At 71.1% G+C, this 19,067-nt stretch carries 18 protein-coding genes; 11 read left to right on the top strand and 7 right to left on the bottom strand.

What is annotated here, in order from left to right; all coding sequences use genetic code 11:
• Window position 1: 1 nt before the first annotated feature.
• From benB to ACFWQC_RS16565, 6 genes are all read left to right on the top strand, one after another.
• Window positions 2-529 (top strand): benzoate 1,2-dioxygenase small subunit, encoded by a 528-nt coding sequence (benB, locus tag ACFWQC_RS16590; RefSeq protein ID WP_378679984.1) that lies wholly within the window; start codon window positions 2-4, stop codon window positions 527-529.
• 10 nt (window positions 530-539) lie between these two features.
• Window positions 540-3,302, top strand: a complete 2,763-nt coding sequence (gene benC, locus ACFWQC_RS16585; RefSeq protein WP_378679982.1) for a benzoate 1,2-dioxygenase electron transfer component BenC — start codon at window positions 540-542, stop codon at window positions 3,300-3,302.
• 70 nt (window positions 3,303-3,372) lie between these two features.
• Window positions 3,373-4,659, top strand: a complete 1,287-nt coding sequence (locus tag ACFWQC_RS16580) for an MFS transporter (protein ID WP_378679979.1) — start codon at window positions 3,373-3,375, stop codon at window positions 4,657-4,659.
• A gap of 20 nt (window positions 4,660-4,679) precedes the next feature.
• Window positions 4,680-7,346, top strand: coding sequence for a LuxR C-terminal-related transcriptional regulator (locus ACFWQC_RS16575; protein ID WP_378679976.1), 2,667 nt, complete (start codon window positions 4,680-4,682; stop codon window positions 7,344-7,346).
• Window positions 7,343-8,566: a benzoate/H(+) symporter BenE family transporter gene (locus ACFWQC_RS16570; RefSeq protein WP_378679972.1), complete on the top strand. Its 1,224-nt coding sequence runs from the start codon at window positions 7,343-7,345 to the stop codon at window positions 8,564-8,566. Before ACFWQC_RS16575 ends, ACFWQC_RS16570 begins: the two co-directional genes overlap by 4 nt.
• Window positions 8,563-9,294: an alpha/beta hydrolase family protein gene (locus ACFWQC_RS16565; protein WP_378679969.1), complete on the top strand. Its 732-nt coding sequence runs from the start codon at window positions 8,563-8,565 to the stop codon at window positions 9,292-9,294. The genes ACFWQC_RS16570 and ACFWQC_RS16565 overlap by 4 nt, the downstream gene beginning before the upstream one ends.
• On the opposite strand, the gene ACFWQC_RS16560 is transcribed toward ACFWQC_RS16565, so the two are convergent.
• Complete coding sequence (locus ACFWQC_RS16560; RefSeq protein ID WP_378679967.1) at window positions 9,281-10,027, bottom strand: aquaporin; 747 nt, start codon at window positions 10,025-10,027, stop codon at window positions 9,281-9,283. The genes ACFWQC_RS16565 and ACFWQC_RS16560 overlap by 14 nt on opposite strands.
• A gap of 10 nt (window positions 10,028-10,037) precedes the next feature.
• Here ACFWQC_RS16560 and ACFWQC_RS16555 point away from each other — a divergent pair, with 10 nt between their 5' ends.
• Together ACFWQC_RS16555 and ACFWQC_RS16550 are read left to right on the top strand one after the other, a co-directional pair.
• Window positions 10,038-10,745, top strand: coding sequence for an ArsR family transcriptional regulator (locus tag ACFWQC_RS16555; protein ID WP_378679964.1), 708 nt, complete (start codon window positions 10,038-10,040; stop codon window positions 10,743-10,745).
• Between the two features lie 32 nt (window positions 10,746-10,777).
• On the top strand, window positions 10,778-11,227 hold the full coding sequence (locus ACFWQC_RS16550) for an arsenate reductase ArsC (RefSeq protein WP_378679961.1): 450 nt from the start codon (window positions 10,778-10,780) through the stop codon (window positions 11,225-11,227).
• Here the strand turns inward: ACFWQC_RS16550 and ACFWQC_RS16545 are convergent.
• The gene (locus ACFWQC_RS16545) at window positions 11,214-12,536 is read right to left on the bottom strand and encodes an NAD(P)-binding domain-containing protein (RefSeq protein ID WP_378679958.1); all 1,323 of its coding nucleotides are present in this window, start codon (window positions 12,534-12,536) and stop codon (window positions 11,214-11,216) included. The genes ACFWQC_RS16550 and ACFWQC_RS16545 overlap by 14 nt on opposite strands.
• An 89-nt stretch (window positions 12,537-12,625) precedes the next feature.
• Here ACFWQC_RS16545 and ACFWQC_RS16540 point away from each other — a divergent pair, with 89 nt between their 5' ends.
• On the top strand, window positions 12,626-12,976 hold the full coding sequence (locus ACFWQC_RS16540) for an ArsR/SmtB family transcription factor (protein ID WP_378679956.1): 351 nt from the start codon (window positions 12,626-12,628) through the stop codon (window positions 12,974-12,976).
• Between the two features lie 15 nt (window positions 12,977-12,991).
• Here ACFWQC_RS16540 and ACFWQC_RS16535 read toward each other — a convergent pair whose 3' ends face one another.
• Window positions 12,992-13,450: a MarR family winged helix-turn-helix transcriptional regulator gene (locus ACFWQC_RS16535; protein WP_378679953.1), complete on the bottom strand. Its 459-nt coding sequence runs from the start codon at window positions 13,448-13,450 to the stop codon at window positions 12,992-12,994.
• A 57-nt stretch (window positions 13,451-13,507) separates the two neighbouring features.
• Here ACFWQC_RS16535 and ACFWQC_RS16530 point away from each other — a divergent pair, with 57 nt between their 5' ends.
• Entirely contained in the window at window positions 13,508-13,843 is a 336-nt protein-coding gene (locus tag ACFWQC_RS16530; protein ID WP_378679951.1) for a hypothetical protein, read from the top strand.
• A gap of 56 nt (window positions 13,844-13,899) precedes the next feature.
• On the opposite strand, the gene ACFWQC_RS16525 is transcribed toward ACFWQC_RS16530, so the two are convergent.
• The gene (locus ACFWQC_RS16525; RefSeq protein ID WP_378679948.1) at window positions 13,900-15,483 is read right to left on the bottom strand and encodes a 4-hydroxyphenylacetate 3-hydroxylase family protein; all 1,584 of its coding nucleotides are present in this window, start codon (window positions 15,481-15,483) and stop codon (window positions 13,900-13,902) included.
• A 32-nt stretch (window positions 15,484-15,515) separates the two neighbouring features.
• Window positions 15,516-16,091, bottom strand: a complete 576-nt coding sequence (locus tag ACFWQC_RS16520) for a flavin reductase family protein (RefSeq protein WP_378679946.1) — start codon at window positions 16,089-16,091, stop codon at window positions 15,516-15,518.
• Between the two features lie 190 nt (window positions 16,092-16,281).
• On the opposite strand from ACFWQC_RS16520, the gene ACFWQC_RS16515 reads away from it, so the two are divergent.
• Window positions 16,282-17,226 (top strand): AraC family transcriptional regulator, encoded by a 945-nt coding sequence (locus ACFWQC_RS16515; RefSeq protein WP_378679943.1) that lies wholly within the window; start codon window positions 16,282-16,284, stop codon window positions 17,224-17,226.
• Between the two features lie 47 nt (window positions 17,227-17,273).
• Here ACFWQC_RS16515 and ACFWQC_RS16510 read toward each other — a convergent pair whose 3' ends face one another.
• A complete protein-coding gene (locus ACFWQC_RS16510) occupies window positions 17,274-18,179 on the bottom strand; it encodes a LysR family transcriptional regulator (protein ID WP_378679941.1) in 906 nt (301 codons plus the stop codon).
• A 64-nt stretch (window positions 18,180-18,243) separates the two neighbouring features.
• Window positions 18,244-19,062: a YceI family protein gene (locus ACFWQC_RS16505; protein WP_378679938.1), complete on the bottom strand. Its 819-nt coding sequence runs from the start codon at window positions 19,060-19,062 to the stop codon at window positions 18,244-18,246.
• Window positions 19,063-19,067 lie beyond the last annotated feature (5 nt).

Genomic DNA, 19,067 nt, shown 5'->3' with positions numbered 1-19,067 from the left:
CATGACGCTCACGCAGAACTCGGCTCCCGCCGGGGCGAAGCTCATCACGCACACCATGATCGAGCAGTTCCTCTACCGCGAGGCGCGCTTCCTCGACGACCGCGAGTTCGAGAAGTGGCTCGAGTGCTACGCCGACGACGTCGTCTACTGGATGCCCTGCTGGGACGACGCCGACCTCCTCACCGAGGACCCGCAGACCGAGATGTCGCTCATCTACTACCCCAACAAGGGTGGTCTGGAGGACCGCGTCTTCCGGATCCGTACGGAGCGGTCCTCCGCCACCTCGCTGCCCGAGCCGCGTACGTCGCACAACATCAGCAACGTCGAGGTGATCGAGCGCCGCGGTGACCTGGTCGACGTGCGCTTCAACTGGCACACCATGTACTTCCGCTACAAGAGCGTCGATCCCTACTACGGCACGTCGTTCTACACGATCGACTTCTCCGGCGAGCAGCCGCTGATCCGCCGCAAGACCGTGGTGCTGAAGAACGACTACATCCACCACGTCGTCGACATCTACCACGTCTGAGGCGCCTGCGATGACTGCAATCGCTGAGCCCATTTCTGGCGAGACCACGACCCACCAGGTCGCGTTGTCCTTCGAGGACGGGGTGACCCGGTTCATCACCGTACGTGAGGACCAGACCGTCGCCGACGCGTCCTACCGGCAGCGGATCAACATCCCGCTGGACTGCCGCGACGGTGCCTGCGGGACGTGCAAGGCGCTGTGCGAGTCGGGGGAGTACGACGGCGGCACCTACATCGAGGACGCGCTGTCGCCGGCGGAGGCCGCCGAGGGGTACGCCCTGCCGTGCTCGATGAAGCCGCGCTCGGACCTCGCGCTGCAGATCGCCACCACCTCCGAGGTCGCCAAGACCGGTGCCGCGAGCTACACCGGCACCGTCGTCGGCCTGGACCGGCTGAGCCCGACCACGGTCGAGCTCTCCATCGACATCCCCAACCGCGGCGAGCTGGCCTTCCTCCCGGGGCAGTACGTCAACATCGCCGTGCCGGGCACCGAGGTGACCCGGTCCTACTCCTTCGCGAACGCCCCGCACGAGGAGCGGCTCGTCTTCCTGGTCAAGCTCACCCCCGGCGGTGCGATGTCGACCTGGCTGACCGAGCGCGCCGCCGTCGGTGACGAGGTCACCTTCACCGGCCCGAACGGCTCCTTCTTCCTGCGCGAGGCGCGCCGGCCGGTGCTGATGCTGGCCGGTGGCACCGGGCTCGCGCCGGTGCTCTCGATGCTGCGCCAGCTCGAGGTCGACGGCTGCGACCGCGGCGGCCGGCTGGTCTACGGCGTCAGCACCGACGACGACCTGGTCAAGCTGGAGGAGGTGCGCGAGCTCGTCTCGCGGCTGCCCGGGTTCAGCTGGGACCACTGCGTCTCCGACCCCGCCTCGACCGCGGCCAACAAGGGCTACGTGACGAGCCTGATCGGCGCCGACGACCTGCACGACGGCGACGTCGCGATCTACCTGTGCGGCCCGCCGCCGATGGTCGAGGCGGTGCGTACGCATGTCGCCGACGCCGGTCTCGAGCCCACCGGGTTCTACTACGAGAAGTTCGCCCTCGCCGTCCCAGCCGCCCCGTCGGTCGAGCCCGCGAGCGCAGCGAGCGGTGTCGAGACCAACACAGTCGCGGCGCTGATCGAGTCCCCCGAAGCACGGACCATCGGCGGTCAGGAGGTGTTCGCGGTCGGTGACTCTGTTGGTCTCGACACCCCTCCGCCTAGCGGCTCCGGGGGCTCGACCAGCCGGGGTGACAGCTCGACCGACGATGGCGACCGGATTCGCCGCATCGCCGGCCAGCTGGTGCTTCCTCCGCTGGTCGAGCCCGGACACGCAGTGGCCGGTGTCGAGACCAACACGGTCGAGGATCTGATCCAGTCCCCCGAGGCGCGTGGCATCGGCGGTCAGCTGACGTTCGCTCGAGGCGACTCTGTTGGTCTCGGCACGCCTCCGCCTAGCGGCTCCGGCGGCTCGACCAGCGGAGGCGCCGGCTCGACCGGCGGGGACACGACCGCGGATGGCTACACGATCGGTGAGGAGCACCCGGACATCTCCGCGTCCGACGCGATCTTCGAGGCCCGGGCGGCGCTGGAGGTGGGGGCGCTCGATCTGACCATCGGGCGGCTCGACTCCCGGCAGCTGGCCGGCTACCGCCTGCTCGCCGAGTCCACCCTGCCGTACGTGGACGGTGACCGGTTCCTCGACGCCCACGGCTACACCGAGTCGAACGCGGCCTTCCACGACTACCTGTTCACCCTCACCGGCAACAGCCACCTGCTGGCCGCCTACCAGGCGCTCGGGGTCAAGGGCCGGATGGAGGACGTGCTGCGCAACGCCACCTGGTGCCACCCGCGGTGCACCCAGGACCACCTCGACATCGTCGAGGCCTTCGAGCGCGGCGACCGAGCGGCCGCCCGTGAGCTGATCAAGGCCCACAGCGAGCGGTCCAAGGAGACGATGCGGCGCGCGATGGCCGAGTCGGCCGCCGCGACCAGGCCGCGGTTCACCTCCCCCGGCCGGTTCGCCGGCCAGGTCGTGGTGATCACCGGCGCGGCCCAGGGCATCGGCGCGCAGGTCGCGCGACGGGTGGCCGCCGAGGGTGGCAAGGTAGTTCTCGCCGACCGCTCGCCGCTGGTAGCCGAGGTGGCCGAGGAGCTCACCGGCCAGGGCGCGACCACCAGCGCGGTCGAGTGCGACCTCGAGCACTACGAGGGCGCGGCCGCGCTGGTCGATCGGGCGCTGGAGACGTACGGCCGGATCGACGTGCTGATCAACAACGTCGGTGGCGCGATCAACTTCAAACCGTTCACCCAGTTCACCGCCGACCAGATCGACGCCGAGATCACCCGTTCGCTGATGACCACGCTGTACGCCTGCCGGGCCGCGCTGCCGGGCATGGTCGAGCGCGGGCACGGCGTCATCGTCAACGTCTCCTCGGCCGCGACCCGCGGCATCCACCGGATCCCCTACTCCGCGGCGAAGGGCGGGATCAACGCGATCACCGCCTCGCTCGCGCTGGAGTACGCCGGGTCGGGTGTCCGGGTCACCGCGACGGCCCCGGGAGGTACGGAGGCTCCGCCGCGCCGGATCTCCCGGGGCACACCACAGCCGCGTACCGACACCGAGAAGGCGTGGTTCCAGGCCCACATCGACCAGACCCTCGAGACCTCACTGATGCACCGCTACGGCACGCTCGACGAGCAGGCCGCCGCGATCTGCTTCCTCGCCTCCGAGGAAGCCTCCTACATCACCGGCACGGTCCTTCCCGTCGCCGGCGGTGACCTCGGCTGAGCCACCAGGTCCTCTCTCGGGGCCGTCCCTCCCTTCGCGAGCACGCTCGCGTCACCCATGGAGATCACCCATGTCCGAAAACACCGATGAAATCACTCGGGCCAAGACCGGGCGCCAGCTCGCCTGGGTCGTCGCGCTCTCCGCGCTGGCCCTGATGTTCGACGGCTACGACCTCGTGGTCTACGGCACGGTGCTGCCGACCCTGATGGCTGATCCCGGGCAGATCGGGCAGCTATCCGCGGGCCAGGCGGGCACGCTCGGCAGCTACGCGCTGGTCGGGGTGCTCGTGGGCGCGCTGAGCGCCGGCGCGGTCAGCGACCGGATCGGCCGCCGGAAGGTGGTGCTCGCCAGCATCACCTGGTTCTCGCTCGGGATGGCCGCGACCGCGTTCGCCCAGTCGATCGCCGTCTTCGGCATCCTCCGCTTCCTCACCGGCCTCGGGCTGGGGGCCATCCTGGCCACCGTCGGCGCCCTGGTCGCCGAGTTCGCGCCGCCGGAGCGGAAGAACCGGCTCAACGCGATCGTCTACAGCGGCATCCCCGCCGGTGGCGTGACCGCCTCCGTGATGGCGCTCATCATCGACCCGAGTGGCTCCAACTGGCGGATCCTGATGGCGATCGGCGCCGCCCCGCTGGTGCTCCTGCTGCCCTTCGCGATCGCCAAGCTGCCCGAGTCTCAGCTGTGGCTCGACTCCCGCGGCCGGGTCGCGGCGACCGACACCGCCCAGGAGGCGGTCGGCTTCAGCGCCCTGGCGCGCCGCCCGCTCGCGTTCCCGACGATGGTGCTCGGGCTGATGAGCTTCTCCGGTCTGCTGCTCACCTACGGCCTGAACACCTGGCTGCCGAAGATCATGGAGGACAACGGCTACGGCAAGGCGTACGCACTCACCTTCCTGCTGGTGCTCAACGGGGGCGCCATCTTCGGTGGCCTCCTCGCCTCGTACGTCGCCGACCGAACCGGCGCCAAGAAGGTGGTCTCGACGACCTTCGTGCTCGCCGCCCTGATGCTGTTGCTGCTGCCCCTCGGGCTGCCGCTCGCAGTCCTGTTCCCGGCCGTCGCGATCGCCGGCGTCGGCACGATCGGTACGCAGGTGCTCATCTACGGACTCGTCGCCAACTACTACCCGACCCGGGCCCGCGGCGCGGGCGTCGCGTGGTGTGCCGGGTTCGGCCGGCTGGGCGGGATCGTCGGACCGATCATCGGCGGGGCACTGGTCGCCGCCGGGGTGGGTGGCACCACCGCCTTCCAGATCTTCGCGGGCGTCGCGCTGCTTGGTTCCGTCGTGGCCGTGGCTGTGCCGCGGTCCCCCGAGGAGACCGTCGTGAGCGTCACGCTCGACGACGGCGTACCGGCATGAAGGGGGCCTAGGGTGTGACCGTGCTCATCGAACGAGCTGGGTGTGTCGGTCGCGAGGAGGAGCTCGTCGAGCTCACCTCGCGGCTGGCAGCCACCCGCACCTCCGGCTCCGCCGCCGTACTCGTCCTCGGCGACCCGGGCCTGGGGAAGACCGCGCTGCTGCGCGGCCTGGCCGACCGGGTCGGCACGCCGGCGCTGAGGGCCCGCGCCGGTGCGTGGGAGCAGGATTCGCCCGGCGCGGTGCTCCGCCAGCTGCTCGGAGATGAGCCGCCGGCCGACCCGGTCGCCGCGGCCGATGCCCTGATCGCGCGAGCCCTGGCCGGGTGTGTCGACGAGCCCGGACTGGTCCTGGTCGACGACGGCGACCTCGCCGACACCTTCTCGCTGCAGGCGATCGCCTCCGCGCTGCGTCGGCACCGCGACGCAGCGGTGCTGGTGGTGCTGGCGGCCACCCGCAGCACCGCGTTCCTCGGCGAGATCGCCGCCGAGACCGTACGCATCGAGGGGTTGGACGCGGCCGCGGTCGGCGAGCTCGCCTCGCTGCGCGGACGGGTCCTGCACCCGTCGATGGCCGAGGTCCTCGCCCGCCACACCGCGGGCAGCCCCCGGGACGCGGTCGCGTTGCTCGACGAGCTCCCGCCGACCCGTTGGGCACGGGCCGACACCCAGCTGCCAGCGCCGGTCCACGTACGCGACGAGGTCCAGCTCGCCCTCGCCGGGTGCGGCTCCGCCGGACGTGCCCTCGCCGAGGCCTTGGCGATCCTGGGAGAGGACACGTCGCTGGGTCAAGCCGCGGCCCTCGCCGGGCTCGAGGACCCGCTCTCCGCGGTCGACGCCCTGGCCTCGGCCGGGCTCGTCGAGGCCACCCGCGACCACCGCCCCCGATGGCGTACGCCGCTGGTCGCTGTCGCCGTGCTGGCGACGATGGGCGCTCGCCGGTCCGCCGACGCGCACCAGCGCGCAGCCGCGATCGTCGACGACGAGGTCCGCCGGGCGCGGCACCTCGTCGCCGCGACCCCGCTGCCCGACGCCGAGCTCGCAGAGGAGGTCGCCCGGCTGGCGCAACGGCGCGGCGACGAAGGTGCCTGGGCGGAGGCCGCGGCGCTCTACCGCGACTCCAGCCGGCTCACCGAGGACCCCGTGCGGCGCGACGACCGGCTGATCCGCTCCGTGGACGCCCTGGTCGCAGCCGGCGACGGCATGGGCGCGGCAGCGCTGGTGCCCGTGGTCGAGAGTCTGCGCGAGACGCCGCTGCGCGACGCGGTGCTCGCCTATCTGGCGATCCTGCGCGGCCGCGCCACCGAGGCCGAGGTGCGGCTCAAGCGCGCCTGGGACATCGTCAACGCCGACCGGGAGCCGGAGACCGCCGCCCTGATCGCCACCCGGCACGTGCTGCACTCCCTGGCACTGTGCCGGGGCGCCGAGCTGGTCACCTGGGCCGACCGGGCGATCTCGCTGGCCGGCCGCGACTCGGCGGCGGGCGTCGAGGCGGCGGCGATCCGTGGGCTCGGGCTGGCGATGGCCGGCCGGTTCGAGGAGGCCCACGAGGCGTACACCCAAGCCGCCCGTCGTGTCGGGCACAGCGCCCAGACCCAGCGGGTCACGATGGGCCGCGGCTGGCTCGATGTGCTCGCCGACGAGCCCGACGAGGCCCGCAGCCGCCTGGAGGGGGTCACCGACCCACGGGTCCTCGGCGGCTCGACCCGGATCTCGATGTGGGCCCTGGCCTGGCTGGCGCGGGTGCAGTTCCTGACCGGCGAGGGCGACGCGGCCCTGCAGACGGTCGCGGCCGGGCGGGCGCTGGCCGCCGAGTCGGGCATCGCCCTGGTCACCCCGCTGCTGGAGTGGACAGCCACCGAGACCCACCTGCTGCGCGGCAGCTGGGAGGAGGCCGCCCGCACCGCCCGCGCCGCCGAGATCGGGGCGCAGGGCTACGAGATCATGCGCGTGCCGGCGCTGCTCGCCCGCGCCCACCTCGCCGAGGCCCGCAGCGACTTCCGTGCCGTCCTCCGCATCCTCGAGCCGCTCACCCAGGCCCCGGCCGGCAGCGCGCTGACCGAGCCGGCCATCTGGCCCTGGGCCGAGACGTACGCCGCCGCACTGATCGCGGAGGGCCGCCTGGACGAGGCCGATGAGTTCCTCCGCCCGCACGAGACCCGCGCGCGTGAGGAGCAGCACCGCTCCGCCCAGGCCAGGCTGGCCACCGCTCGGGGCCGCTGGCACGGGGCCCGTGGCGACCTCGCCGGCGTCCGGGACACGTTCGACCGTGCGCTCGGGCTGCTCGACGGAATGCCGCTGCGCTACGAGCGCGCCCGGGTCACCTTCGCCTACGGTCAGGCGCTGCGTCGCGCCGGTCGTCGTCGTGACGCCGAGGCGCTGCTCTCCTCCGCGCGCGATCTGTGGGACGGACTCGGGGCGCTGACCTACGTCGACGCCGCCCAGCGCGAGCTGCGCGCCGGGGGAGTGCGGTCACCGCGCGGCCAGCGCGGGCCGGTGGACCTGACCCCGCAGGAGGAGACCGTCGCCGAGATGGTCGCCTCGGGGCTCTCCAACCGCGAGGTCGCCGCGCAGCTCTTCGTCTCGCCCAAGACCGTGCAGTACCACCTGACCCGCATCTACGCGAAGCTCGGCGTACGCAGCCGGACCGAGCTCGCGGCGATGGCGGCCGAGCCGACGGAGGAGCCATGAGCACCGACCTCGACGTCCGGTACGCACCGACAGGCCTGAGGCGCGACCTCGGCCGCCACGAGCTGGTCAACGGCTTCATCGGCTTCCTGTTCTCCTGCACCGGCCCGGTCGCGGTGATTCTCGCCGTCGGCCAGGGAGCCGGGCTCTCCGCCGGTGTCGTCGCCTCCTGGGTGAGCGCAGTCTTCTGCCTCAACGGGGTGCTGACGGTCATCGCCTCGCGCTGGAGCCGGCAGCCGCTGGTCTACTTCTGGACGATCCCCGGCACCGTGGTCGTCGGCCAGGCGATGGCCGCCGGCACCACCTGGCCGGAGACGGTCGGCGGCTTCATCATGGCGGCGCTGCTCCTGGTCGCGCTGGCCCTGACCCGTCAGGTCGACCGGGTCATGCACCTGCTGCCGATGCCGATCGTGATGGCGATGGTGGCCGGTGTCTTCCTCCGCTTCGGCACCGACCTGGTCCTCGCCGTCGACCGCGACCTGGCGATCGCCGGACCGATGGTGGCCGCCTTCGTCGCCGTGAGCGCGGTCCCACGGCTCGTCCGCTGGCTCCCGGCGGTGCTGGTCGCGCTCGCGGTCGGCGCGGTCGCGGTGAGCCTCGCCGACCGACCGGCCGTCGAGGTCTCCGGCCGCTGGATGATCGACCCGGTCTGGACCGCGCCGGTCTTCACCGGGTCCGCCTTCATCGAGCTCACCATCCCTCTGCTGATCACCGTCCTGGTCGTCCAGAACGGCCAGGGCATGGCGGTCCTGCGGGCAGCCGGCCACGACCCGCGGATGAACCAGGTGACCGGCTGGTGCGGGGTGACCTCGCTGGTCGCAGCCCCGTTCGGCGGCGTGTCCACCTGTCTGGCCGGGCCGACCAACGCGCTGGTCACCGCCTCGGGCGAGCGACGACGGCACTATGCCGCGGCGATCTGGTGCGGCGTACTCGCGATCGGGTTCGGCCTGCTCGCTCCCGGCATGGTGCGGGTCATCACCACCATGCCCGAGGCGTACGTCGCCGTCCTGGGCGGGCTGGCCATGCTCAAGCCGCTCCAGGGCGCCTTCCAGACCGCCTTCAACGGGCCGTACGTCACCGGCGCGCTGGTCACCTTCCTGGTGACCGTCGCCGACATCACCGTCGTCAACATCGGCTCCGCCTTCTGGGGGCTGGTGGTCGGCGTCGCGGTCAGCGTGCTGCTCGACCGCGACGGCCGAATCAACAGCAGGGAGAAGTCATGACCACCACCGACACCACCTATCCCGACGCGACGATGCGCTACGGGGCCACCGCCCGTCAGGTCGCCGACGTCTTCGAGCCGGCCGAGGCGACCGACTCGCTCGTACTGCTGCTCCACGGCGGGATGTGGCGCGACTCCGACCGGATGCGGACCTGGTCTGCGGGCCGGGCGCTGGCCGAGGCGGGCCATCTGACCGCGACGGTGGAGTACCGGCACGGACCCGGCGAGTGGCGGCAGGCCTTCGAGGACATCGAGACCGCGATCGAGTCCATCCAGCTCAGCGGCCGGGAGTGGACCATCCACAACGACGCACCCCGCCGGATCACCCTGGTCGGCCACTCCTCCGGCGGCCAGCTCGCCCTGAGGGCGGCCTCCCGGGAAGGCACCCTCGTCACCGGTGTCGTGGCCCTGGCTCCCGCCGCCGCCCTCGCCGCGATGAGCCGGGACGGCCTCGGCGACGGCGCGGTCGAGGAGTTCCTCGGCGGCACCTCGGCCGAGACGCCCGAGGCGTACGCCGCAGCAGATCCGCTCGGCCTCACCCCACACGTCCCCGTGCGGATCCTGCACGGCGCCGCCGACACCGTGATCCCGCTCGCGATCTCCGAGCGCTACGCGGCAGCACACCCCGGCGTACGCCTGGAGGTGGTCGACGGCGCCGACCACGCCGCCTGGGGCGACCCGACCTCGACGGCCTGGCCACACCTGCTCACCGCGGTCAGCCAGGTCTGACGACGACGTCGTCGGCCCGCTCGCCGGCGTCGGGGTAGAGCGCCAGGATCAGAAGTACGCCGACGACCAGGCCCACGAGCTGCGCGAGGACGAACGGAGCCACCGACCCCGGCGCGATCCCGGCGAAGGTGTCGGAGAAGACCCGGCCGATCGTGACCGCCGGGTTGGCGAACGAGGTGGAGCTGGTGAACCAGTAGGCGGCGCCGATGTAGCCACCGACCGCGGGCGCTGCGAGGGCGCCGCGGCCGCTGCGTACGAGGGCGAAGATCAGGGCCACGAGACCTGCCGTGGCGACGATCTCTGCCACGAAGTGGCCGCTGGTGGCGCGGTCCTTGGTCGAGAGCGTGACCGCGTCGAGGTCGAACATGACGTTGGCCAACACAGCGCCACCGATCCCACCCGCGATCTGGGCCACCACGTAGGCGCCGACCTCGACAAGCGAGAGCCCCTTCCCGGCGCGCCGGCCGAGCGAATTGCCTCGGGCTCCGCTTCGGCCGAGGAACCAGTCGGCCAGTGAAACCACCGGGTTGAAGTGCGCCCCGGAGACCGGGCCGAACATCAGGATCAGCGCGGCCAGTCCGAAGACGGTCGCCATCGAGTTCTCCAGCAGCTGCAGGCCGACATCATCGGGGGAGAGCTGCTGGGCGGCGATGCCGGATCCGACGACCACGGCGACGAGCAGGGCGGTGCCCAGGAACTCGGCCAGCAGGCGGCGCGGGAGGGAAGAGATCACGCTCGCATTCTTGACGTCCGAGGATTACTCAGTCAATATTGAGTCAATGGAGGTTGAAAGACAGCCGGAGCTGGAACGCCGGGCGAAGATGCACGCAGCGCTCGGTGATCCGGTGCGACTTCGGATCGTCGACAGCCTCCAGATGAGTGATGCCTCCCCCACGGAGCTCGCCGGGATGCTGAATGTCTCGTCGAACTTGTTTGCTCACCACGTGCAGACCTTGGTGAGCGCAGGCGTCGTGTCCCGTCATCATTCCGAGGGCGACGGGAGACGCACGTACCTGCACCTCGAGCAGGACGCGCTCGAGAGCCTGGGCACCGCGTCCCCCGTGGCGGTGCCCAGGCGTGTCCTGTTCGTGTGCACCGGCAACTCGGCCAGATCGCATCTGGCCGCGGCGCTGTGGCGCCAGGTCAGCGCGATCCCGGCCGCCTCCGCCGGCACCCACCCCGCCGAGCAGATCAATCCCGGGGCGGTCGATGTCGCATCCCGCCACGACCTGGAGCTCCCCATCGTCGATCCCCGTCATCTCGACGACGTGCTCGACCCGGACGATCTGGTGGTCACCGTCTGTGACCGCGCCCATGAGACCCCGAAGGTCCGCGGCGAGCTGCACTGGTCGATCCCTGACCCCGTGGGCGATGGCCCCGAGGCCTTCGACGCCGCGTACCTCGAGCTCGAGCGCCGAATCAGGACGCTCGCCTCCCGTTTCGATTCCTGACCCCCACATCCCCTCGCCCCAGGAGTGCCTCGATGAGCGCTGATGCATCACCGACCGACAACAAGCCGGGCGTCCTCTTCCTCTGTGTCGAGAACGCCGGCCGTTCCCAGATGGCGCTCGGCTTCTTCGCCCACTACGCCGGCGACCGGGCGATCGGCTGGTCCGGTGGCTCGGCGCCTGCCGCGGCGATCAACCCGGTCGCTGTCGAGGTCATGGCCGAGCTCGGGATCGACATCTCCGGGGAGTTCCCGAAGCCGTGGACCGACGAGGTCGTACGCAGCGCCGACGCCGTCATCACCATGGGCTGCGGCGACGCCTGCCCGTTCTACCCGGGCAAGCGCTACGAGGACTGGAAGGTCACCGACCCGAAGGGCGGCGACATCGACCACGTACGCGGCATTCGGGACGAGATCGAGCAGCGGGTGCTCGCCCTGCTCGGCGAGCTCGGCGTGAACCCTGAGCGTTCGATCACGAGAGCGTGATCGGCGCCCGGCTGATCGTGAAGATCTCCTCGCTCGGGGCGGGGGTCCCGCAGCAGCCGCCGTTCTTGGTGCTGTCCGGGTCGTCGAAGACCCCGGCGCCGCCGCAGACCCCGGTGTCCGGGAGCTCGAGCTCCACCCGGGCGGCTGCATCGTGGTCCCCGGCGAGCTCGGCCACCACGCTGCGTACCTGCTCGTAGCCGGTCATCGCCAGGAAGGTCGGCGCGCGGCCGTAGGACTTCATCCCGACGAGGTAGAGGTCGGGCTCGGGCTGGGCGAGGTCCTTGGCGCCGGTCGCGCTGACCGAGCCGCAGGAGTGCAGGTTGGGGTCGATCTGGACCGCGATGTTGCGCGGCGCCTCCAGCGTCGGGTCGAGGTCGAGGCGCATCTCGCTCAGGAAGCCGAGGTCGGGGCGGTAGCCGGTGAGCACGACGATCTGGTCGGCCTCGATGACGCGGCCGTCCTCGGCGATGACGGTGGCACCGTCAATCTGTTCCGTGCGGAACCCGGTCACCAGCTCGACCGTGCCTTCCTGGACGGCCTTCTTGGCACGTACGCCGAGAGCGCCCCGCTCCGGGAGCTCGTCGGCCTCGCCGCCACCGAAGGTGTTCGTCGAGACCGCGCGGCGGATCGCCCAGGTGATCTTCGTGCCCGGGTGGTCCCTGGCGATGGCGGTGAGCTCGTTGACGGCGTTGAACGCGGAGTCACCCGCGCCGATCACGACCGTGTGCCGGCCGGCGTACGCCTCGGGGTGGGCGCGGTCCGGAACGGCGTAGCCGAGCGCGCCCGCGGCGTGGGCAGCCCTCTCGCCGAGTGCCGGGAGCCCGTCAGCGCCGGCCGGGTTGGGGCGGCGCCAGGTGCCGGAGGCGTCGATGACGGCGCGCGCCTCGATGCGCTCCTCGGTGCCGTCGGCGCCGGTCACATGGAGGACGAACGGCTGCTCGGCGCGGTCGGCGTCGACCAGCCGGTCGCGGCCCCTACGGGAGACGCCGGTGACCGTGGCGCGGTAGCGGACGTGGTCCCCGAGGGTGTCGGCAAGTGGGACGAGGTAGCCCTCGCGCCACTGCGCACCGGTCGGGTAGCCCTTCTCAGGTGCGACGTGGCCGGTCGGCTCGAGAAGCCGGGCAGCAGCCTTGTCGACCAGCTCGGGCCAGGCCGAGAAGAGGCGTACGTGGCCCCACTCGGCGACGGCTGCAGCAGGCTCGCTCCCTTGCTCGAGCACGAGCGGGGTCAGGCCACGCTCAAGGAGATGGGCGGCGGCCGCAAGGCCCTGGGGGCCGGCGCCGATGACGGCAACGGGAAGATCGGTCATGATGCTCCTCAGATTCAAGAACGTCGATATGACGGCGACCCTAGGCGACGTATCGACGTTCGTCAATATCGTTCGGTAGACTCGTCCTCATGACCGTTCTTCCCGTGCTCCCGTCCGCCGCCGTCGCGTGCTGCTCGCCGGTGACCGCAGGCGTTCTCGACGACGAGCAGGCCGAGGCGCTGGCGCGGATGTTCAAGGCGCTCGGTGACCCCAACCGGGTCAAGCTGCTCTCGATCATCGCGGCCGCCGAGGACAAGGAGGCCTGCGTCTGCGACCTCACCGAGCCGGTCGGGCTGTCCCAGCCGACGGTCTCCCATCACATGAAGCTGCTGGTCGAGGCCGGGCTCGTCACCCGCGAGCAGCGCGGCCGGTGGGCCTACTTCTCCATCGTCCCCGGCGTCCTCGACTCGCTCGCGGGCGCGCTGGCGTCCAGCTCCTAGAGTGCCGGCCGCGGCTCACCTGGTCGCCGCGGCGATGACCTCCAGCAGCCGGTGGTGGAGCTCCATGAGCTCGTCGACGCCCATGCCGAGGCGCTCGACGATCGCGGGCGGGATCTTCTCGGCGTCGTCGCGCAGGGCACGTCCGCGGTCGGTCAGTACGACGGCGAGCGAGCGCTCGTCGTGCTGGTTGCGCTCGCGCCGGATGTAGTCCTGGGCCTCGAGGCGTTTCAGGAGCGGGGAGAGGGTGCCGGGGTCGAGCTGGACCTTTCGGCCGAGCTCGGAGACGCGGAGCGACTCCTCTTCCCAGAGTGCCAGCATGACCAGATACTGCGGGTGGGTCAGGCCCAAGGGCTCGAGCAGGGGCCGGTAGAGGCCGATGACGCTGCGGGCGGCCACGGCCAGGCCGAAGCAGACCTGTTGATCGAGCGCGAGCGGGTTCTCGATCTCCGAGAGGGAATCCTTCTTCGTCGGCATGTGAGTTAGCGTACCAATAGTTGGTGCACAAACAGTTGGTCTGGTAAGTATGAGACTGTGAACGATCAACCGCGACGACCACGCCACCTGATGGACCCGGACAACCCGATCCGGCCCGTCAACGACAAGTCGCTCACTCACGTGAAGCAGTGGGTCGCGTCCGTCCTCGTCGTGTTCACCGTCGCCCACCTGGCGGTCGGGCTGGTCATCGGGGCCGTGGCGATCGACCCGATCTACCAGAGCTCGCGGATCGGCCTGTGCATCATCGCGGCGGCCTTCGGGGTGCTGGGCCTGGCCGGCGGGTTCCTCATCCACCGGCGCAGCCCGCTCACGCCCTGGCTGATCCTCGGGATGCTGCCCGCCGCCGTGGGCCTCTGGATCGTGCTGCGCTGAGGGCGACGCCTGATCTAGGGCGTCAGAGCGAGGCGCCGCCCTCAGCGGGGAGCGGGTCAGAACAGGTCCGGCACGGTCCAGCCGTCCAGGTCGTACTCGGCCAGGAACTCGTCGGCGAGACCCTTCATCGCGTCCACCCCACCACGGTTCTGGGCGGCGAAGAGGAGCTCGGCCTTCACGTTCTCGTGGTTGCCGGAGTAGTTGCGCTCGTAGAGCTCGTGACGGCCACCGAACTCGGAGCCGATCGAGTCCCACAGCGCCTTCATGACCTTGACCCGGTCGACGGCGGTGATGCCGTTGGAGCCGCGGACGTACTTGTCCAGGTACGGCCGCACCTCGGGGCTCTTGAAGTCGGCGGCGCCCGAAGGCAGGTAGATCAGCCCGGAGGCGACGTCCTGCTCGATGATCTCCTTGACCCGCGGATAGCCGTGGATCATGAACATCCGGTACGTCAGGCCGTACTCCAGCTTCGGGATGACCGCGTCGCCGACCCACGGCTCGGGGTCGCGGGCCATCGACTCGGTCAGCGACCAGAACAGGTTGCGCCAGCCGATCACCTCACCCACCCGGGTCTGTACGCCGCGGAAGCCGCCCGAGCCGGTGGCGTCGAGCGCCTTCATCAGCAGGCCGGCGATGAAGTCGAGCTTGACGGCCAGGCGGGTGCAGCCCTGGAAGGTGAACCGCGGCAGGAACCCCGACTGCGGGAAGAACGAGTTGATCCGCTCCACGTCGCCGTACATGAAGACGTTCTCCCAGGGCACCAGCACCTTGTCGAAGATGAAGATGGTGTCGTTCTCGTCCATCCGGCTCGAGAGCGGGTAGTCGAACGGCTCGCCGTTCATGGCCGCCTGCTCGGTGTAGGAGGAGCGGCAGATCAGCTTGATGCCGGGGGCGTCCATCGGGACGGTGCAGATCAGCGCGAACTGCTTCTTACGGATCGGCAGGCCGTAGTGGGCGATGAAGTTGTAGTTGGTGATCGCGCTGCCCGTCGCCACGACCTTCGCGCCGGAGACGATCAGGCCGGCGTCGGTCTCCTTCTCGACCTTCATGTAGACGTCGCCGACCTCGTCCGGTGGCAGCTGGCGGTCGACCGGCGGGTTGATGATCGCGTGGTTCCAGTAGAGGACCTTCTCCTGGGACTCGCGATACCAGCGCTCGGCGTTGTCCTGGAACGGGGTGTACAGCTCCTTGTTGGCGTGCAGGGTGCCGAGGAAGCTGGCCTTGTAGTCGGGCGAGCGGCCCATCCAGCCGTACGTCATCCGGGACCAACGAGCGATGGCGTCGCGCTCCTTGAGCAGGTCGGCGGAGGACGTCGGCGTCTTGAAGAACGGCATCGTGACGCCGCCGTTGCCGGTGTCGGTCGGCACGGTGAGCTCGTCGACGTGCGGGCCGGTGTGCAGCGCGTCGTAGAGGCGCGCGGTCATCCGCACCGGGTTACGGAAGGCCGGGTGCGTGGTGACGTCCTTGACCCGCTCGCCGTGCAGGTAGATCTCGCGGCCGTCACGCAGGCTCTCGATGTACTCGTCGCCGGTCATCGGGCGGGAGGCGAAGTTCGTCTGCTGGTTGACGGGCGAATCGGCGGCCGGGTTCACGGTCGGCGGACCGTCGGACTGGGACTCCGGGGCGAGGGCGTCGGTCATATTTCTCTCCTTGGTCTGGTTGTTGGTTGGCGTCAGTAGTGGGTGGATCGCGGGATCGCGGGGACATCGATGGCGGTGAACGACGTGGTCGCGTCGAACCAGCCGGTGCTGGGGTCGTCCTGGCAACCGAGCCAGACCACCTCCGAGGACGGGTTGCCGATGTGGTGGAAGGCGCTGTCGTGGAAGAGCAGCGGCTTGCGGTCGGTGGTGATCACCTCGACGACCTCTCCGAGGAACAGCACGTGGTCCCCGCCGTCGTCGGTACGCCACGGTCGGCACACCAGCGTCGCGGCCGTCCCGCCGAGCCGCGGCGCCGTCGCGCCCTCGCGCCAGGGGAGCGGGTCGCTGCCGGGGCGGCCGGCGAAGTGCATGGCGACATCGCTCTGGTCGGCGGCGAGGACGTTGACCGCGAAGGCCGCGCCCTCGAGATAGGCGGCCGCCTTCGACGTACGTGTCATGGCGACCTGCACCAGCGGCGGATCGAGCGAGATCGGGGTGAAGGCCGTGACCGTGGCGCCGTGGTGGGCGCCGTCGGGGGTGCGGCAGGTGATCACGGTGACGCCGGTCGCGAAGCGGCCGAAGGTCGACCGCAGGGTGCGTGGGTCCATGGAGCTCCTCCTTAGTCGGGGCCGCGGATCTGTGGTGGCGGTCACGTCGGAGGAAGACGCTAGATCCGGATCACGAGGGCGGCGATCCGCTCGGCGAACGGGCTATCCGGATTGCGCACCGGGTTTCAGGACGCTCTCGGCGACGCCTGGATGCGCTGTTACTGTGAAGGACGTCACTAGGGGGTGGCAGATGAGCGTGACCGGCACTCTCACCGCGTCGTCCGGGTCGTCCGGCGACATGGAGACCTTCTCCGAGGAGGTCTCCCAGGCCTACTTCCCCCATGCCCTGATCATGCGCGGCAAGCCGGCCCGCCCGGCGGAGCTGCGCGCGGTCGACCTCGGCCCGGTCCGGCTGACCCGGATCGGCTGGGGTGCGGAGGTGTCGGTGGAGTCCGACCACCCGGGGGCCTGGGCGGTCAACGTCCCGCGAAGCGGTGTCCTCGAGGCCAACGTCGGTGGTGCACACGTGCTCTCGCTCGACGGTCAGGCGACCGTGTGTCCTCCCGACCGGCCGACCAAGATGACGCGCTGGTCGGCGGACTGCTCGATCGTCGGGATGAGGGTCGAGCGTGACTATCTGGTCGAGGAGGTCGCGGCCCTGGTCGGGCTGCACACCGACCGGCTCCCCGCCCAGCTCGACCTGCGTGCCCACGGTGCCCGCGCCTGGATCGGCCTGCTCGGCTCGCTCGGCACCGAGGCGATGCGCAACCCGGCCCTGGTCGGCGACGAGCGGGTGCGTCGCCGGTTGGCGGGGACGCTGACCGCGGCGTTCGTCGCCGCCTGCTTCCCCGAGGAGCCGGCCGTCGGCTCAGTCCAGCCCCGCATCGTCTCCCGCGTCGTCGAGGCCATGGAGGCCGACCCGGCGCGCGAATGGGCCGTCTCCGATCTCGCTCGCGAGGCCGACGTCGGCATCCGCCGCCTCCAGCAGGGCTTCCAGCGCTACCTCGGCCGCACTCCGACCCAGAAGCTGCAGGAGATCCGCCTCGAACGTGTCCACGCCGACCTCATCGCCAGCCGCGGCGACACCGTCGCCGAGGTCGCCCACCGCTGGGGCTTCACCCACCTCGGCCGCTTCGCCGCCGCCTACCGCCAGGCCTACGGCGTAGCTCCCTCGCAGACCCTGCGCTGCCGCTGACCCGATCGATGCCGAGTCGGCTCGTCATAACGAGCATCGACTCGCCATCATTTCTCGTCAGTTCGCGCCGACTCGACCAGGATGGCGAGGGCGCGGGAGAGCAGCGGGCTCTCGTCACCGGCGCGGGTGGCGGCGACGAGCTCGACGCCGGGGGTGCCGGTGAGGGGGACGTACACGACGCCCGGGACGGCGAGGGCCGCGGTCGGCTCGGGGACGATGGCGACCCCGAGGCCGGCTGCGACGAACGTGACCAGGGTGGACGTCTCGGCGACCTCGTGGGCGATGTGGCTGCGGATCCCGGCGGAGTCGAAGAGGTCCTGGATCATCGCGTTCATCGCCGAGCGGCCGCCGCCGGCGTGGATGACGAGGCCCTCGCCGTCGAGGTCGGCGATGCGTACGCGGCGCCGGCCGGCGAACCGGTGGTCCTTCGCCATCGCCACCAGCAGGTTCTCCTGGCGCAGGTGGGTGATCGAGAGACCGGGGCCGGGGGATGGGGTCGTGGGCAGGGGGCGGAGCAGGCCGAGGTCGAGGGTGCCGTCGGTGAGTGCCGCGGCCTGGTCCGGCGAGAGCATCTCGCCCCGGAACCCGAACTCGACCTCGGGCAGCTCGGCGCGCAGGGTGCGCGCGAGGGCCGGGAGCAGCGAGTAGGTCGCCGACCCGACGCATCCGATCAGCAGTCGTCCGCGCCGCCCCGAGGCGATGCTCGCGGCCTCGTGGGCGGCGGCGTCCACGGCACCGAGGATCTCCCGCGCCCGTTCCAGGTACGCAGCCCCGGCCGGGGTCAGGTCGACCCGTCGTGTCGTCCTGGTGAGCAGGGTCAGGCCGAGCTCGGCCTCGAGCTGGCGGATCTGCTGCGACAGCGGCGGCTGCGCCATGTGGAGCCGCTCGGCCGCCCGGCCGAAATGCCGCTCCTCGGCGACCGCGACGAAGTAGCGAAGATGGCGCAGCTCCATGCACTCATATTCGCAGAGTCTCAGTCGTCCGGCACGCCTCGGCCGACCGGGCTGACGTCTCGGCTCAGGCTGGCAGCGAGTCGCCCTGGACGGCCTGGATGTCCAGCTCCACCTTGAGGGTCGTGCCGATGGCGGCGATGCCGGCGGCGACGGCCTGGTTGTAGTTCATCGCGAAGTCCTCGCGGCGCAGCTGGGCGGTGGCGCGGAAGGCGGCGCGGGTGCCGCCCCAGGCGTCGGGGCCGGTGCCGAGGTAGGCGACGTCGAGGTCTACGGAACGGGTCTGCCCGTGCATCGAGAGCTCCCCGTGGACGGTCCAGCGGTCCGGTCCGGCCGGGGTGAGGCCGGTGGAGCGGTAGACGATCTGGGGAAACGCCTCGACATCGAGGAAGTCCCCGCTGCGAAGGTGGTCGTCGCGCATCCGGTTGCCGGTGTCGATCGAGGCGGCACGGATGACGGCCTCGACGCGGGATTTCTCCAGATGGTCCGGCGCGATCTCGACGACCCCGGCGAAGTCGGTGAACCGGCCGCGCACGTTGGAGATGCCCAGGTGCTGCGCGACCGCGCCGACCGTGGAGTGGGCGGGGTCGATCGTCCACGGCCCAGGGGCCGGGAGCGACGTGTCCCCCTGACGAGTCAGGGTGACCGTGCCGAGCGCAGCCGTCCCCGAGGCCGTGACTATCGCGGTCGCCGCCGTGGGGGACCAGCCGATCGCGGTGACGATCGCGACGTACGGCCCGGGGGCGAGGACGGTGTCGTCGGTGACGACACCGTCCTCGTCGGCCTCGGCGCGCAGCACCTGACCGCCGGCCGTGTCGGTGAGGGTGACGATCGCGTGCGCCACGGCCCAGCCGTCGCGGGTGCGGATCTGTGCGGTCAGTGCCATCGCGG

It is taken from the genome of Nocardioides sp. NPDC058538 (assembly GCF_042719275.1).
Taxonomy (GTDB): domain Bacteria; phylum Actinomycetota; class Actinomycetes; order Propionibacteriales; family Nocardioidaceae; genus Nocardioides.
Note: the sequence above shows the minus strand (reverse complement) of the source record. Positions and strands in the feature narration are given on the sequence as shown.

Excerpts from the sequence above, each read along its gene's own strand:
- benB (WP_378679984.1), top strand. The coding sequence starts at position 2 with ATGACGCTCACGCAGAACTCGGCTCCCGCCGGGGCGAAGCTCATCACG.
- benC (WP_378679982.1), top strand. The coding sequence starts at position 540 with ATGACTGCAATCGCTGAGCCCATTTCTGGCGAGACCACGACCCACCAG.
- ACFWQC_RS16580 (WP_378679979.1), top strand. The coding sequence starts at position 3,373 with ATGTCCGAAAACACCGATGAAATCACTCGGGCCAAGACCGGGCGCCAG.
- ACFWQC_RS16570 (WP_378679972.1), top strand. The coding sequence starts at position 7,343 with ATGAGCACCGACCTCGACGTCCGGTACGCACCGACAGGCCTGAGGCGC.
- ACFWQC_RS16565 (WP_378679969.1), top strand. The coding sequence starts at position 8,563 with ATGACCACCACCGACACCACCTATCCCGACGCGACGATGCGCTACGGG.
- ACFWQC_RS16550 (WP_378679961.1), top strand. The coding sequence starts at position 10,778 with ATGAGCGCTGATGCATCACCGACCGACAACAAGCCGGGCGTCCTCTTC.
- ACFWQC_RS16545 (WP_378679958.1), bottom strand. The coding sequence starts at position 12,536 with ATGACCGATCTTCCCGTTGCCGTCATCGGCGCCGGCCCCCAGGGCCTT.
- ACFWQC_RS16540 (WP_378679956.1), top strand. The coding sequence starts at position 12,626 with ATGACCGTTCTTCCCGTGCTCCCGTCCGCCGCCGTCGCGTGCTGCTCG.
- ACFWQC_RS16535 (WP_378679953.1), bottom strand. The coding sequence starts at position 13,450 with ATGCCGACGAAGAAGGATTCCCTCTCGGAGATCGAGAACCCGCTCGCG.
- ACFWQC_RS16525 (WP_378679948.1), bottom strand. The coding sequence starts at position 15,483 with ATGACCGACGCCCTCGCCCCGGAGTCCCAGTCCGACGGTCCGCCGACC.
- ACFWQC_RS16520 (WP_378679946.1), bottom strand. The coding sequence starts at position 16,091 with ATGGACCCACGCACCCTGCGGTCGACCTTCGGCCGCTTCGCGACCGGC.
- ACFWQC_RS16515 (WP_378679943.1), top strand. The coding sequence starts at position 16,282 with ATGAGCGTGACCGGCACTCTCACCGCGTCGTCCGGGTCGTCCGGCGAC.
- ACFWQC_RS16510 (WP_378679941.1), bottom strand. The coding sequence starts at position 18,179 with ATGGAGCTGCGCCATCTTCGCTACTTCGTCGCGGTCGCCGAGGAGCGG.
- ACFWQC_RS16505 (WP_378679938.1), bottom strand. The coding sequence starts at position 19,062 with ATGGCACTGACCGCACAGATCCGCACCCGCGACGGCTGGGCCGTGGCG.